This window comes from Shewanella sp. 30m-14 (assembly GCF_052977125.1).
On sequence record NZ_JBRILW010000009.1, the window covers coordinates 17,330 to 33,677 of the forward strand.

Consider the following 16,348-nt stretch of genomic DNA (forward strand, 5'->3'; position numbering starts at 1 on the left):
AGATCTTGTAAAGGATCAACGACTGAGGTTTAAAAACCTCTCTAATGGCTATATTTATAGCGCAAAAAGCAGCGAATCATCGCTGCTTTTTATTATTTGATCACAGTATACGCTATTCGCGTTATTCAGTAATCACTTTAATGCCAGGGATAATGGTCTGTGTTTTCTTACCCTTTTTCTTTAGCCAGAGATAGAAGACAACTAAAGCTATTACGAAAAATCCTATCCATAAGCTTGATTGCAATGGGTGTTGTGCAAACGTTGCGCCTTGATAGAATACGGTAGCAACACCATAAGCTAAAGCAAATGTCCAAAGCCCTGCAAATCTTGCCCAACGGCTACCAAACTCGTTCACCAATGCGCCCATAGCTGCTACGCAAGGTGTATATAACAAGATAAACAATAAGTAAGCAAATGCAGCAGTGACCCCAGCGAAACCAGCCTGCAGTGCGCCAAAGGTCGACGTATCCACTTCAAGCTCTTCAGATGCAGCCTCTACCGATGACACATCCCCCACTGAAATCGATAACGGATCATCAGGGGCAATACCAAATAAATTCTCAGGGATTGTTGCTAGCGCTTCACTAAACGTGTCGCTTATTGGCGCTAAAGCTTCATCACCCGCACCGGCATCTGAATAAAGGCTATTTAGAGTACCTACTACGGCTTCTTTTGCAAAAATCCCCGTAATAATACCTACTGTTGCTGGCCAGTTATCTTGCTCAACGCCCATAGGGGCAAATAACGGGGTTACTTTTTGGCTCACTACACTCAATACTGACTCTGAACTATCTTCATGACCAAATGAGCCATCAGTACCGATTGCATTAACAAAGTTAAGCAGAGTCACTACAATCACAATCGTTTTACCCGCGCCCATGATAAAGCTCTTGGTACGCTTACCCGTTCGCGCCATGACGGTCTTGAACTTTGGTTTCTCGTAGCTAGGTAGCTCCATAACCACTGCGCTGCTAGAACCTGGAAGTAAGGTTGAGCGAAGTAATAATCCAGTACCGATAGCAGCAAAGATACCAATAATATAGAGCAAGAAAACTAAATTCTGACCCGATTCAGGGAAAAAGGCTGCTGCAAATAATGCGTAAACAGGTAGTCTTGCGCCACAAGACATAAATGGCGCCATCATACCAGTAACGATACGCTCACGCTCACTGCCTAGGGTACGGGTTGCCATAATCGCAGGTACCGAACAACCAAAACCAACAATCATAGGCACAAATGCACGTCCAGGAAGGCCAATACGGCGCATTAAACCATCAACAACAAATGCCGCACGCGCCATATAGCCAGAACCTTCAAGCACTGACAGCGCTAGAAATAACGCTGCAATGACCGGAATAAAGGTCGCAACAGTTTGAATACCTTGACCCACACCACCAGCGATAATGGTGACCAACCAGGCCGGAGAGCCTAGGCTAGACATGAATGCGCCTAAATGATCAACAAAAAGCGCACCTGCTGTAATATCGAAGAAATCAATAAATGAGCTGCCCACGTTGATACTGAACATGAACATTAAGTACATAACAAATAAGAAAACAGGAATACCTGCTACAGGGTGCAGTACAATTTTATCTAACTTATCGGTGAATGTTTCACGATTATCGCTATCTACTGAGCCGGTAAATACACGCTCAACGAAATCAAATCGCGTTGTCGCAACCATGATCTCAATGTCTTTCCCTTGGCTAGATAATGCCTGAGAGTATTGCTCTACTTCACTCGCCATTTGACTGTTTTTACACTTACCACAGCCTAATCCATTAGCCAGCATAGCCAGAGCACGACCGCGACTTAATGAGTCATCTTGAGCCAATAAATTGGTCACGCCCGCTTCAATTTCTGCGTCGTAATTAAGCACTAATGGCGCTTCAGAAACCTTACCGTCGAGTAAAGCAACAAATTGCAGCTTTATCTTTTCAATATCTTTTTCTTCACGAGAACACACTGCGACGACAGGGCAACCTAACTCTTCGCTCATTTTAGCGACGTCAATCTTAATACCACGTTCGAGCGCCGCATCAATCTTGTTCAGCACAACGACCAACGGAATGCCTAGCTCACGAAGCTGTACCGTTAGGTATAAATGGCGTTCAATATTAGTTGCATCAACAAGGTTGATAATGCCATCAATAGATTGTTCAGCTAGGTATTGCTGTGCAATCTGCTCATCTAACGAGCAATCACAACTATTACCCGCTGGAAGCAGATCGTAAATACCGGGTAAGTCAGTCAAGAAGACATCGGTGCCTTGCAGTGCAAACTGGCCAGTTTTTTTCTCAACCGTCACACCCGACCAATTACCCACTTGCTGGTTAGAACCCGTTAATGCATTAAACAGTGTGGATTTTCCCGCATTTGGGTTACCAACAGTTACGCAGTTAAATTGTTTAGCCATTCGCTTTTTCAACCTCAATAATATCTGCTAAATCGCGACGCATACATAATTTACTGCCACGGATATCTAACTCTACGCCCGAGCCCATCGGCGCTCTGCGGATCAAGGAGAATCGAGTATTTGGGGTGATCCCCATCGAAAGGAGTTTGCGTTTAACTACCGCGGGCAAATCTATCTGGCCCACTTGAGAAATTCTGGCTACATCGCCTGGATTCAATTCACTTAACTTCATTGTGCATTCCACCTATTTACAGGCCTCGACTCTCTTTGAAATTAATGCTGATTCTAAAGCAGACAAAAGAGTAATAACTTTACCTAGATCAACATTTCGGACTGTAAACGATAATAATTTTCAATTGTGTTCTCCATTATGTGACAAATATCTCAACTAATAAATGCCTACGCCGAGATAAATTTTCCTGCCGAACCACCACACTAATTAAGAATGGTTATTATTTAACAAATATCAGTTCATTGATTCAACAAACGGCAAGTGTGATCGGCATCACACTTATCGACTTAGTTCTATATAAATCAGTCTATCCAGTAAATTAAACACACATTTTTGTTATGGGATTGTAATAAACTCACCCTATAATTAAACATTAGTAATTTACATAATTACTAATTTTAAATTATCAAAAAATAATCGCTTTAAAGGCGAATGGGAATGAGATGATGAACAAGAACACTGGATGGTTCTCTAGCGCCTTGGTGCGTCTGCTGTTAATAACCTTAGTGGCATTAAGTACAAGCGTTTACTCCGCTCCGTGGGACGACCAAGATCCACAAGAAGTAGAAGCTATACTCGACAAAAAGTTTGCTGAAGGGAAATACTCCCCAAAAGGCGCTGACTCCTGCTTGATGTGTCATCGGAAAAATGAAACTGTCATGGCGCTATTTGACGGTGTCCACGGCAGCAGTGTTCAAGGATCACCAATGGCCGATCTTCAATGCGAAGCGTGCCATGGTCCCCAAGGTAAACATAATCGTGGTGGTAAAGAGCCCATGATTACCTTCGGTTCAAATTCTCCCGTCCCAGCTGAAAAGCAAAATAGTGTTTGTCAGAGTTGCCATAACAATGACAACTTCATGGCTTGGCAAGGCAATCATCATGACAATGCCGATGTGAGCTGCGCCGACTGTCACTTAGTCCATACAGGGCAAGACCCAATTGCACAGCGAAGCACGGAAGTGGCTGTGTGTACCAGTTGCCATACTCAGCAAAAAGCAGACATGAATAAACGCTCATCGCATCCATTAAAATGGCAACAAATGGTATGTACAGATTGCCATAACCCTCACGGAAGCTTAGCTGACGCCAATCTAAAGCAGATGAGCGTCAATGAAAATTGTTACTCGTGTCATGCAGAAAAACGTGGACCCAAACTTTGGGAGCACGCCCCGGTTACTGATGACTGTGCGACTTGCCACAATCCTCACGGCAGTGTCAATGAAGCCATGTTAACCACAAAACCTCCCATGCTTTGCCAGCAGTGTCACGCATCGGTAGGTCACACATCGAATGCCGTCTTTGGTGGTCAGCCTAACGCGTTTAACGCTGGGCAAAGCTGTATGAACTGCCATTCACAAGTTCATGGTTCAAATCACCCGTCTGGCAAATTACTGCAGCGCTAACAAGGAGTGGCCGTTATGTTTGGAATAAACAAAAATATCAACACGCCGCAGCAACTATCAATACTAGCGCTGGCCATCAGTGCCAGTATTTCCCCTGTGTTTGCAGACGGCTATGGCTTAAAGAATGTCAATAGAGACCAAGCAAACACCGCTGAGTGGGAGTGCAAACGCTGTAACGTTGAATCTGGCTTTAAAGGCAGCGTCGGCGTAGGAGCTGCTTATAATGATGCGTCAGATATTCACTTTGGCAATACGACCGGTACAGATAAAGATGGTGCAGTAGCTCATCTAGAAGCAGACTTAACTAACAAATCCGAGTCTGGCTACCAAACTTCTTTTGTTGCTGACAAGCTGGGTTACGACACTGGCAGTGCTCGCTTAGAAACTGGACGTCCAGGGCAATATAAGCTGGCATTCGGTTATCGAGGTTTTGCCCTATACGACACAAATTATGCCCTAAGCCCCTATACCAATAGCGGTGACGATCTATTGTTGCCAGCAAACTGGCAAGCGGGCGCAGTTACCTCACAAATGCCTAACTTACTCGAGGATGTCACTGACGTTGAATTAAAAATCCAACGAGAACGTTTTTTGGTCGATGCGCAATACAAAAGCTCATTTTATCAAGCTGACATCAATTACCGACATGATAAGCGAGAAGGAAAACGGACTTTCTCTGGAAACTTTCTCACCAATAGTGCAATGCTCGCACAACCAATCGATGACAGCACTGGTGAGCTAGGTGCAAAAATTTACTTTAATGGTAACGGCTGGCTCGTTGGCCTTGACTCAAGCTTTAGTCAATATAAAAACGACCATAACGCTCTCAATTGGCAAAATGCTTTTACGCCTACATTTGGTGCCGCCTACGCAGGCCAAAGTGCTGTTTCACCCGATAATAAAGCCTATCGTATTGGCGCCAATGCGCAACTTGGCGGCAACGGGCATCAAATACTGATGCATTTAGGTGTTGCAAGTTTTACCCAAGACGAAGCTTTCTTGCCTGCGACAATCAATGGACCAAGCCCCGCCTTGCCAACAACCAGCCTCGACGGCAAAGTTGATACCACAGATATGAAGCTCAAATACACAGGTCGTGTCATGCGCGGGCTAAGTATCAGGGCGAGCTACGACTATTCCGATAGAGACAACAAAACGGCACTTAACCCCTACCCTCAAGTCATAACCGACAGTTATTATGCCGGTAACGCAATCAACCCTGAGTACGATAGAACCAAGCAACAAGCAAAGGTAGGTGCAAAATATCGCTTTACTCGGACTATCTATCTTGATGCAGGCTATCAATATGATCATAACGACTATAGTGATTTAGACAGGGACTCATTGCAACAAAACGGACTGTTTGCTCGAGTGAGCTATCAAATTACACCGTCTTGGAGCACCTGGTTAAAAGCTGACTTTAGTGACCGTACAGGTAGTACTTATAAAGCAGTCACTACCACTGGTAGCCCAAGTAACCCATACCTTAGAAAATCCTATTTAGCCGATAGAGAGCGCCAAGAGTACCAGCTGAGTGTGAACTATAGCTCAGAGTCCAACCTCTCTGCGAGTGCAAACCTTAATGTCACCAGTGACGACTACGACGATACATTAGTTGGCTTAACAAAGGTCAATACTCAAGGTTATGACGTCTCTGCTAATTATCTATTAAGCGACGATATCATCATCAATGCCTTCCTCAATCAAGATTGGCGTGATAGCGATCAAGCCGGTAGTAGCAATTTTGGCCTGCCAAATTGGTACGTCAATACAGACGAGGAGTCTACCTTAGTCGGCGCAGGTCTCGACTACCTTCAGCTATTAGATAAGAAGCTCGATTTAGGGGTCGCTTACACCTACTCCGATGGTCAAAGTGATACTGAGATAACCCAAGGTCTCACTTCTCCCTACGGTGACTATTTTGCAAAGAAACATAACATCAATGCCTTTGCCAAGTATCAGCTTGGCGAGCAAATGGCGTTACGTTTTGATTGGATATTTGAAAACTATAAAGATTCTGATTGGCTAAACCAGGGGTTAACGGTCGATTCAATTCCCAACGTCTTAACGTTCGGCGACCTTAGCCACAATTATAGTGCTCACTATGTTGGCCTAACTTTCAGTTACCAACTATAGCCATGTCAATTAAAAGGAATTCAAGGACATCAATATGAAACGAGTCACTCAATCACTACTAGCTAAAAGTATTCCTCTAACGCTAATTGCCATGTTAACGGCTTGCGGTGGCGACGATGGTTCCCCGGGTAACCCAGGAGAACCAGGAGGGCCACCTGCAAGTGAAATTAACAGCCTGGATATCACTGTAAATGAAGTGCTATTCGACTCAGGTGTAGCAACGGTTAACTATCGCATCACCAATGAAAGCGACGAACCGGTAGTGGGTGTTCCCTCTGCTACGTATATTGCCGCTCAGCTATTACCAATGGGCTATACCAATGCCGGTAATGCCAGCCAATGGCAATATATCACGTCGCAATCTTGCCCTGGTTCTAAATGCCTTGGAGAGTTTGTCGACCATAAAAACGGAAAATACAGCTATACCTTTGATTATGTGAGCGATCGCGATAACGGCTTTTCATTCATCCCCGGAGCAACCCAAAGGATGGTTATCAAAGTGGGCGGGGATTCACTGAGTGATGGCACGAGTTTACCTATCACCAACCAATATTTAGACTGGCAAAATCTGGGCAGTGAGCCTGCATATACCCGAGATATTCTCGTCATGCAGAGCTGTAACACCTGTCATGATGATTTGTCATTCCACGGGCCCGCGGGTAAAGGAAGTTATAACGAGATACAAGCTTGTGTCACCTGTCATAACACTGACAGAGTCAGCAATCCTAGTAATGTATTTGCTCCTATGGTCCACACTAAGCACTTAGCTGGATTTCCAGTGTCTCTGGCTGACTGTCAAACCTGTCACGCTCCCGATGAGTCGCTCGCCCAAAACATGAATTGGACTCGCGTACCGACAATGGAAGCTTGCGGTAGCTGCCATACCAATATCGATTTTCCAGCAGGTCAAGGTCATCCAACTCAGGTCGATAATAGCAACTGTGTTGCGTGTCATAACTCAGACTGGACGATGAATGCTCATAGCCAAGCGAATACTGACGCAGTGCTTGGGCAGTTTAAGGCCGAAGTGGTCAGCGCTGAGCTCGTTGGCGATGCCGTTAACTTCTCGATAAGACTATCGAACCCAGCAACGAATGAGGTTTATGCAGACAGTGCCGATAAGCTTAACTTTATAAATGATCTACGTGTTTATGCCAACTGGGGCATTAGTGTGGATTATACGACTCGCAGCGCTAAATCGATAAAGCTGCAAGACGCACAGCCTATCTCTGGCAGCAACGGCATTTACCATTACCAAATTGCTGGGCTCACCTTAAGCGCCGATCCAGCAACAGATAAAGGCACACTCGCCCTTCAAGGTAAGTTATGTAGCGATGCAACTATGTTAGCGAGTTGTGACAATACCGACTCAACCACCACGATAAAGTCTAGCCATCAATTCTTTAGCGCCACTACCATTACAGAGGTCGGTCGAAGAGTCATCGTCACCAACCAAACATGTGGCAGTTGTCATGGCGATCAACAGTTGAACTATCACGGCTCTCGTAACGATCTTGAAGGCCAGTGCCAAGTTTGCCATAACCGTAATATGCAAGCTGACGCAGGCTCTGATAATCCTGGTGCATCAACGGCCGATTATAAGCATCTTGCTCATACTCTGCACGCAGGCTCCAGGGAAAGTTACCCTGACATCAACTACCCAGGCAATATTGGCAATTGTGCTCAATGCCATACAACTGATGAAGCCGGCACATTAACAGCCGCCCTGCCTCTAAACACAGCCGTGCAACCTTTGGCCTTTAATAACGGAACCTTTACCAGTGCAACATCTGCCATTTGTAGTGATTGCCATTTAAGTGAAACGGCCAAATCACATATGACTCAACAAGGTGGTGTATTTAATGGTACCGAAGCTGACGCTATGGCGGGCACTGAAAGCTGCGCCACATGTCACGGTCAAGGGGCTGCGTTCGATGTCTTAAAGGTTCACCCAATACAGTAAGCGCAGAGGCCTAGAACTGAGGTTTTAGGCCCTGTTCTTTAAATAAACAGTTTGTGATGTAAAACAATTAGCGACATAAAGAATGGAACGCATAATTATGGATAACAAAATTCGACACTTAAAACTGAGTTTACTTGCACTCACCGCTTCAGCGCTGCTTTTTGGTTGTAGCGATGGTAATGACGGAGCCGACGGAAAAGATGGTGTAGTTGGAGTCAATATCGATTCAGCCACTAGCGTCCAGGCGCAATTTTCAGAAGCGACTGTCACTGATGGTACCGTAACAGTGAACTTCAACCTAGAAAACGCTAACGGCGTAGCTGTGCTGGGTCTAGATAAAGACTATGACTTACGCTTTGGTATTGCACAGCTTGCCAAAGTAACTGAAACCATTGATGAGGTCGAGTACGACAGAGGTTATCAATGGCAGGCTTATATTAATGCACTGAAAGAGCCTGGCACTCCACCTGCTGACACGAGCGACCTAAATCCATCGCCGCAATATCAAGCCAACGTTGAAGCTGCCAAGAACTGTGAAGATTGTCTGGTCGATAATGGTGATGGTAGTTACAGCTACACCTTTCAACAAAATATTGCCAACGTTACTGAACCACTCGCAATCACCTACGGTGAAGATAATACCCATAGAGCAACAATGGAGTTAAAACTTCCCCAAGCAACGGCAAACGCACACTACGATTGGCAACCCTCAACAGGTGCTACGACAGACATTCAAACACGTAATGTCGTGACAATTGAAACCTGTTATACCTGTCATCAGCCAGAGAGTCTTGAGCTTCACGGTGGCCGACGTATTGCACTAGCCAATTGTGCTAGCTGCCATACATCTACCTCTGGCGACCCAGAAAGTGGTAATAGTGTTGACTTTACCTACATGATCCACGCAATTCATAAAGGCGAAGATAGAGAAACCAGCACACCCGACGGTATGGTACCAGCGCCATACAAAATTGTTGGTTACGGTGGTAGCGTACACGATTACGGTAAAGTTATGTTCCCGCAAAAGCCTGCTGCAAACTGTGCCTCTTGCCACGTTGAAGGCGAAGGCGCACCAGCAAATGCAGACTTGTTTAAAGCTGACTTAAGTAACACAGCTTGTATTAGTTGTCATACAGAGAAGCCATCTCAAAACCATAGCAGTACCAATTGCGTAGCTTGTCATAACTCAACCGACACTTACCCAGGTACAGGTAGTGCAGAAAAACGTCACGGCGATGTATTAAAGGCATACGTTGACGCCAAAGCCATGGGAGTCATGTTCAGTAATGTCGGCCTTGACGGTAATGGTAAACTCACATTTGACGTTCAAATTCAAGATAGCAATGGCGCTGCAATTGGTTCTGAGTTTATCGAAACAGGCACCCGTGTAGTTGTAGCCTGGGACACTAATAAAGACTTCCCTGCTTATGCCACTGCACCATATAGCCAGCGTCGATTCAAGCTATCAGACGGCACCTATGATGCGGCAACGAAAACCTTCACGATTGTGGGTAGCACATTTGATATGCCAGCAGATGCTGATGGAAAGACCTTTGAGCTTTGGTCAGCAATCGAGGTCTGCTTCAATAATGGTGGCTACGGTGTAGCAGAAATCGTTATGACAGAGTGCTCCGACAAAACTCGCTCGGTAGCGGTTAAAGAAGCGCCTTATCAATTTGTGTGGTCCGGCACAGGAGTCGATGAGACTATGCAGGCTGCTATGCGCCGCTCGATTATTGACGCCGCAAAATGTCAAAGCTGTCACAACCAGGAAAATTACCATTACAACAATGGGTATAACTGTCAGACCTGTCATACATCAGACAAGACAACTAAAACCGATAGCACTTACCCTGGTGGTAAGAAAGCCACTAGTTATGCATTTAAAGCACACGAAGCTGATGGACATTACCTAAAATATGCTGGTGTCCAATCTGGTACTGTGCTGAAAACTGACTGCTCAACCTGCCACACCTCTGATGGTATTCAATTAGGTCGAGCTAGCGATCGAGTATGGCGCTACGGTGATACAACAACTGGCGCTGATATATGGGTTTCATCTGATGCGGGCGCTTGCCTAAGCTGTCACCAGAAGTACCTAAGTGACTCTGGTGCAAATCATATCGTTGCGAACGGTGGTATTTTAGATGGTATGAGCGCAGATGATGTGAGAACTCGAGCTTCAGAGGCCTGTTCTACCTGTCATAATCCAGCGCAGTTAATGCAGATCCATGGTAACTAATTGTGGATATGATTAACACTCGCTAAAGTAAAACTAAAAAGAGGCTACGGCCTCTTTTTTATGGCCCTCTCACCGCTTCGACAAACATTAAGTTCAACAGCAAGCTGATTGATTTAACATTACCACTAACAAGACTCAACTCAACACAAACATCAAACGCTAACTGAATAACATTCAACCCCTACAATGTAAAAGTTTGGTTAAACCTCAAAGCTCATCCATGGCGGCATGTTTGATTCAAATCAATTTCCTATACAAATTAACCTAATTGCTTAAGCCTAACTTAAGCTTTAACCGCTCAAAATTAACACTGGTTTAAAGCTGGCCTTAGACACGATATAACTATATGTAAATAATGGGTATTAACATAATTTAACACCCTATTGTTCAGCAGATGACTCAGTTCACATTTAATCCCCTCACCTCAAAGTCAGCGACCTCTTTTGAGTAAGATCATGTTGAGGAAGATCCTCATGCTTAAAGAGGTACAAACCTCACAGCAGATATAACCTATGCAGGGAATAAAAATGATGATGAATCGGTATAAACTTACAAGCGCTGTAAAATCAGCCATCGGCATCGGAGCGTTTGCAATTGCTCTGATCGGTTGTGGCAGCGACGGCAAAGATGGCGAAGACGGTAATAATGGCAATATCGGCATCGATATCCAACAAGCGACTAGCCTCAAAGCCAATATCTTACATGCAACAATCACTGAAGGTGTTGTTGCCGTAGACTTTGAACTGCTAACGGCTAATGGCGTTGCGGTATCAGGCTTAGAGTCATTCGATGACATTAACGCCTTAGGCTTTGGTATCGCAAAGCTTGATGCATTGCAAAAACGCGACCGTCCGTTGCCAGGCTTTGACAGCCCTGAGCCGGAAGCGACGCCGATGAAAGGAGAGAAATCATCACAGTGGGTTAGCTATATTAATAGCATCAAAATCCCTGGTAGTATCGCCGATGGTCAAGCGTTACCAGAAGGATGGGATAAACATCAAGGCCCACAAATTCAAGCGAATATTGAAACTAGCTGTAAGACGGCCTGCATCGAAGTACTCGCTCACGGTGAATATCGCTACACCTTTTCTAAAGCGCTCAACCAATACGAGCAAATTGAAGGCTTAGATACCGAGTTTAAAAGTGAGTTAACTCACCGCATCACGCTAGAACTAAAGCCGACCAATGTAGTCAGTAACGCAACCTTAATTAACACCCATTACGATTTCATTCCAGCTCTTGATCGCGAAGCCGAAGCGGATGAAACCCGTAACTTGGTAGATCTACAAGAATCATGCATTCGCTGCCACAATGACAACTACGAGCACGCATGGGCACCTAAGCTATCAATGCATGGTGGTAAGCGCATTGAAATCGAGAACTGCGTCGTCTGCCATACCACCTATTCAGGTGATCCAGAAACTGGCGCGACTATCGATATGGGCTCTATGCTGCACCAGATCCACAAAGGTCAATACTTTATGATTGGTTATGGCGGAAAAGCGCACGACTACAGTGAAGTCACCTTCCCAGCAGATGCTAAAGCGTGTCAATCTTGTCATATCGAAGGCGAAAACGCGCCAGCTCAAGCGGAGCAGTTTCACTTCCATAGACAGGAAGCCTGCCTAAGTTGTCACGAAAAATTCGCAGCGCCTGAATGGGATGGTACAGCCCGTGGTCTATTCCACTCTGAGCAATTCCCACAATACGTTGAACGTGATTGTGCAGCTTGTCATGCCGATGACAGTAACCCTATGGGCGCAGCCAAGTTCCATTTAAGAAGTGAGTTGGAACGCGCAATAGTTAAACAAGACTTTAATTTCGAAGTCACTAATAGCGCAATATCGTTTGATGATGCAACTGACGCAACCTTGTCATTTACCGTCACATTTGATATAGCACTTGAATCATCGCCTAGCGAGTTATCGTTCTTTAAAGAACTAAACGTAATTGCAGCTGGTTCGACAGAAACTGATTTCAATAACTATGACAGAAGCCATAAAAATAGAAAGTCGTGGAATGTTGCTTCGTCTGCATTAATTGAAAGTGGCATCGTTTCTGTTAAAACTGAAGATAACAAGTCATACGACTATGCCATCAACAGTATAAATGCTGCTGATTTTGGTACTCAAAACTCAGGTAGCCTATTTGTCGGCGCTCGTTTATGTACGAACCCAGATAGTGAAGAGGTGATAGCCTGTGACGATGAAGGTGTTGTATTCACCACCATCAATGCTGACTCAACAACATTTGGTATAATTCAAGATAGTCGCCGCGTTGTATCTTCCGATAACGCTTGTCAGGGTTGTCATGATAATAGCTTAGACATTACTAAACATCATCCAGCAAAATCTAGCTCATGTGTAGCATGTCATTCGCCAGAGGCGACCGTATTGAATAATGGATCATTTACTGATGGCTCTTGCGCTTCATGCCACACAGCAGAATTAACCCAACGTCATAATGGCCGTGAGCTTAACAACGGTTTTGACTATAAAGTCTTAATTCATACGCTTCACGCAAACAAGCGTGACTTACGTCAAGGCAGTGAACAGATCACCTTTACCAAGCATTATGGTGATTGTGCTTCTTGCCATAATAAAGGGCAATTAGCAATGAGCGATACCGCAACGTTACCAGCGGTTATGGCAAAGCTTGACGGAGAAAATGTTGAGTACTCTCCAATTGCAGCTGCTTGTGGCTCATGCCACACAAAAGAAAGCTTCGGTGCTCACGTAGAATCTAACGGTGGCGTATTTGGTGCCCCACGTGGTACTTATGACGGCACAGAAAGCTGTGCAACTTGTCACGCTGAAGGTAAATCTTTCGGGGTAGACAAAGTACATCCAACTAACTACAAATAGTCTTTAGCGTCCCCGTGATTAACGGGATAGCAGACTTAACTCCACAGCAAAGCGAGAAGTTTATCTTCTCGCTTTTTTTTATGTCTAAGAAGCAATCAACCACTAGCATATTGTCGCCACTATGTATCGGTAACATAACGAAAAAACATCCAAGCAAAGAGGTGAAAACTTAAGCGTCAACCAATCAACATTTATGCAACAAACGGAGTTCTATTTGCGAGCAATTCTTAAACGATAATTAAATTAGTCCTAAAAACACTCTTTTCTGACTACCTCTAAAGAAATAGTCAGATCTCAATCACATAAAGGGGTTAAAACACCTGCTAATTGCTTCCCGCTTAGTTAGCCTTAGAAATGGAAATAAAATTCCACACATTAATTACGGGTTAAAGAGAGTCATTCTCATACAACTAATGTAATTGGTGATGAATAAAACTATTGCAGGGACAAAAAATGATGAAAAAATTTAATCTAAGCGCTGCTTCAAAAGCATTGCTTACAGCCGGATTGCTATCACTAGCAGTTACCGGTTGTGGGAGCGATGGCGATAATGGTAACGACGGCCAAGATGGCGTGATTGGTGTAAGCATCGACAATGCAAAAAGCATGAATGCAATCTTCACCAATGCAACTGTTGATGCGGGTACTGTCACAGTTGATTTTAAACTTGAAAACGACAACGGCGTAGCTGTTCTGGGTCTAACAAAAGACCACGATTTACGTTTTGGTATCGCTCAGCTATCTCATGTCACAGAGTTGATGGGTGAAACTGAAGTCGATAGAGGCTTCCAGTGGCAGGCATATATCAACGCAGAGAAAACACCTAACCAAGACTGGATCCCTGAGGGCGAGACAAATATCAAACCTTCTAATCAATTCCAAGCTAACGTAGAAAAAGCGTCTAGCTGCGAAACTTGCTTTGTTGACAATGGTGATGGCACCTACAGTTACAGCTTCCAGCAAAATGTTGCCAATGTAACCGAACCTGTTGCCGTAGCCTATAATGCTGAATTTACCCAGCGTGCAACACTTGAGCTAGAACTACCTAACTTTGCTGCTAACGCTCATTTTGATTGGCAGCCATCAACAGGCATGACCGATGGTATTCAAACTCGTAACGTCGTTGCGATTGAAACCTGTTACACCTGTCACCAGCCAGAGAGCCTCGCTTTCCATGGCGGTCGTCGTATCGATCTTGAAAACTGTGCTTCTTGCCACACAGCAACATCTGGCGATCCAGAGACCGGCAACAGCGTCGATTTCACCTACATGATCCATGCTATTCATAAAGGTAGTAACAGAGAAATCAACACACCTGAAGGTATGGCTCCAGCTCCATACAAGGTTATCGGCTACGGCGGTGGCGTACATGACTACGGTAAGGTGATGTACCCACAAAACCCTGCAGCAGATTGTGCGGCGTGTCACGTTGAAGGCGAAAATGCACCTGCAAATGCAGATCTTTTCAAAGCAGACTTGAGCAACACAGCTTGTATCGGTTGTCACACTGAAAAGCCTTCTAGTAATCACTCAAGCACTAACTGTATGTCTTGCCACGATAATGGTAATGAAGCTTATGGTCGCAGTGCAGAGAGAGCCCATAGCGACGCAACCAAGCGTTACAAAGAAAGCCAAGGCTATTCAGCTAAATTTAGTAATATCGAAGTTAGTAACAACGGTACCAAAGATGTATTAACTTTTGATGTACAGATTTTAGATGAAAAAGATGCGCCAGTGGCAATAGAACTTATCAAAAACCCTAGCCAGTACACACCATCTAGCATCTACTTATCTTGGGATATAGATAAAGACTACCCAGCATATACAGACGAAACTAAGTACAGTGCCCGTGGTTTTGCTTTACTACCACCGGCTAACCCTTGGGATCCTGTTGTATCAACCTACAATCCTGAGACTCATACTTTTAGCATTAATAGCACCAACAGCAAATTAGTTCTACCGGCTTTAGAAGGTAAGAGCGTAGAGTTATTTGCAGGTGTTGCCACTTGTTTCAGCAATGGCGGTTTTGGTGCTCCACTAGTTAAGCCTATTGCATGTGATACAACAGATGATAAGGGGAACTCAATTGCCTCTTATGCATACATTCAAGATGAGCCACTACGCTTTACTTGGAATGGCACTGGTGTTCAAGATACCAAAAAGCCAGCAATAGAGCGTCGTGATATCATCGATGCAGCTAAGTGTACTAGTTGTCACAATCAAGAAATTGTTCACTTTGACAACGGCGTAAACTGTCAGGCATGTCACGTGCCAGATAAAGGCGTAACAGAAGTTAAGAATGAATTCTACCAGTCAACTGGTGAAATCAAATCTACAAGCTTCATCTATAAAGCTCACAAAGCAGAAGGTCACTATACAGGCACTGTTGTTAAAACTGACTGTATGACTTGTCACTCTAAAGGTGAAGGCTACTCAGGTCCAGTGTATGGCTTTGAATTAGGCCGCAGCGCGGGTACAGCCCATGCGCTACCTAAAGACCTTTCTCAAAAAATACCAGAGGATATTCGTAATCCAGAAAACGATGCAGATAAAGAAGCAAAGAAACTGTGGATTAAAGAAAACACTTGGTACGCTTCTCCAGATGCAGCTGCATGTATGAGTTGTCACCAGAAGTATATGAGCGATGCAGCGCTGAGTCATATGACTACCAATGGTGCATACTTTGGTCCAGAGATGTCTGAAGCCAAAAAAGCAGTAGAAACTTGTTCTACTTGTCATTCTCCAGAGCAAGTAATGCAACTACATGGTCAATAGAAGTTAATCGACTAAGCTTATTAACTGATTAATCAAAAAGGGAGGCATTGCCTCCCTTTTTAATGGGAACAATTATCAACACCCATTAAAAACTTTATTACATTTATCACTCACATAAGCTTAATAATTTCAACTTTTAACCTCTCTAGCCTCTCCCCTGCATACCTCTTTAGAAATAGACAGATCTAGGTCACATCTTAGCACCTGTTATGCAGATTTTAGCCCTACATTACGTTAGCCTTTCATTGGGGAATCTTATTTCCAGCATTGACTTAAGCGGCAATTAAAAAATTACAGTCGGCTTCACTAAATCT

Annotated in this window: 8 protein-coding genes; 6 read left to right on the forward strand and 2 right to left on the reverse strand. The window is 44.3% G+C overall.

Annotated features, from left to right (window positions below; genetic code table 11):
• Positions 1–121 precede the first annotated feature (121 nt).
• On the reverse strand, positions 122–2,416 hold the full coding sequence (gene feoB, locus ACVBIU_RS08615; RefSeq protein ID WP_447161585.1) for a Fe(2+) transporter permease subunit FeoB: 2,295 nt from the start codon (positions 2,414–2,416) through the stop codon (positions 122–124).
• Positions 2,409–2,648: a FeoA family protein gene (locus tag ACVBIU_RS08620; protein ID WP_012155917.1), complete on the reverse strand. Its 240-nt coding sequence runs from the start codon at positions 2,646–2,648 to the stop codon at positions 2,409–2,411. Before ACVBIU_RS08620 ends, feoB begins: the two co-directional genes overlap by 8 nt.
• 446 nt (positions 2,649–3,094) lie before the next feature.
• Between ACVBIU_RS08620 and ACVBIU_RS08625 the strand changes: the two genes are divergently transcribed.
• From ACVBIU_RS08625 to ACVBIU_RS08650, 6 genes are all read left to right on the forward strand, one after another.
• Positions 3,095–4,054, forward strand: a complete 960-nt coding sequence (locus ACVBIU_RS08625; protein ID WP_447161584.1) for a DmsE family decaheme c-type cytochrome — start codon at positions 3,095–3,097, stop codon at positions 4,052–4,054.
• Positions 4,055–4,069: 15 nt separating this feature from the next.
• Positions 4,070–6,190: an MtrB/PioB family decaheme-associated outer membrane protein gene (locus ACVBIU_RS08630; RefSeq protein ID WP_447161583.1), complete on the forward strand. Its 2,121-nt coding sequence runs from the start codon at positions 4,070–4,072 to the stop codon at positions 6,188–6,190.
• 34 nt (positions 6,191–6,224) lie between these two features.
• Positions 6,225–8,153 (forward strand): OmcA/MtrC family decaheme c-type cytochrome, encoded by a 1,929-nt coding sequence (locus tag ACVBIU_RS08635; RefSeq protein ID WP_447163529.1) that lies wholly within the window; start codon positions 6,225–6,227, stop codon positions 8,151–8,153.
• Between the two features lie 82 nt (positions 8,154–8,235).
• Positions 8,236–10,395, forward strand: coding sequence for an OmcA/MtrC family decaheme c-type cytochrome (locus ACVBIU_RS08640; RefSeq protein ID WP_447163530.1), 2,160 nt, complete (start codon positions 8,236–8,238; stop codon positions 10,393–10,395).
• A gap of 527 nt (positions 10,396–10,922) precedes the next feature.
• Positions 10,923–13,259, forward strand: coding sequence for an OmcA/MtrC family decaheme c-type cytochrome (locus ACVBIU_RS08645; protein WP_447163531.1), 2,337 nt, complete (start codon positions 10,923–10,925; stop codon positions 13,257–13,259).
• 453 nt (positions 13,260–13,712) lie between these two features.
• Positions 13,713–16,034, forward strand: coding sequence for an OmcA/MtrC family decaheme c-type cytochrome (locus ACVBIU_RS08650; protein WP_447163532.1), 2,322 nt, complete (start codon positions 13,713–13,715; stop codon positions 16,032–16,034).
• The last annotated feature ends 314 nt before the right edge of the window (positions 16,035–16,348 follow it).

What these genes read in the sequence shown, in the direction of transcription:
- feoB (WP_447161585.1), bottom strand. Translation starts at nt 2,416, where the DNA reads ATGGCTAAACAATTTAACTGCGTAACTGTTGGTAACCCAAATGCGGGA.
- ACVBIU_RS08620 (WP_012155917.1), bottom strand. Translation starts at nt 2,648, where the DNA reads ATGAAGTTAAGTGAATTGAATCCAGGCGATGTAGCCAGAATTTCTCAA.
- ACVBIU_RS08625 (WP_447161584.1), top strand. Translation starts at nt 3,095, where the DNA reads ATGAACAAGAACACTGGATGGTTCTCTAGCGCCTTGGTGCGTCTGCTG.
- ACVBIU_RS08630 (WP_447161583.1), top strand. Translation starts at nt 4,070, where the DNA reads ATGTTTGGAATAAACAAAAATATCAACACGCCGCAGCAACTATCAATA.
- ACVBIU_RS08635 (WP_447163529.1), top strand. Translation starts at nt 6,225, where the DNA reads ATGAAACGAGTCACTCAATCACTACTAGCTAAAAGTATTCCTCTAACG.
- ACVBIU_RS08640 (WP_447163530.1), top strand. Translation starts at nt 8,236, where the DNA reads ATGGAACGCATAATTATGGATAACAAAATTCGACACTTAAAACTGAGT.
- ACVBIU_RS08645 (WP_447163531.1), top strand. Translation starts at nt 10,923, where the DNA reads ATGATGATGAATCGGTATAAACTTACAAGCGCTGTAAAATCAGCCATC.
- ACVBIU_RS08650 (WP_447163532.1), top strand. Translation starts at nt 13,713, where the DNA reads ATGATGAAAAAATTTAATCTAAGCGCTGCTTCAAAAGCATTGCTTACA.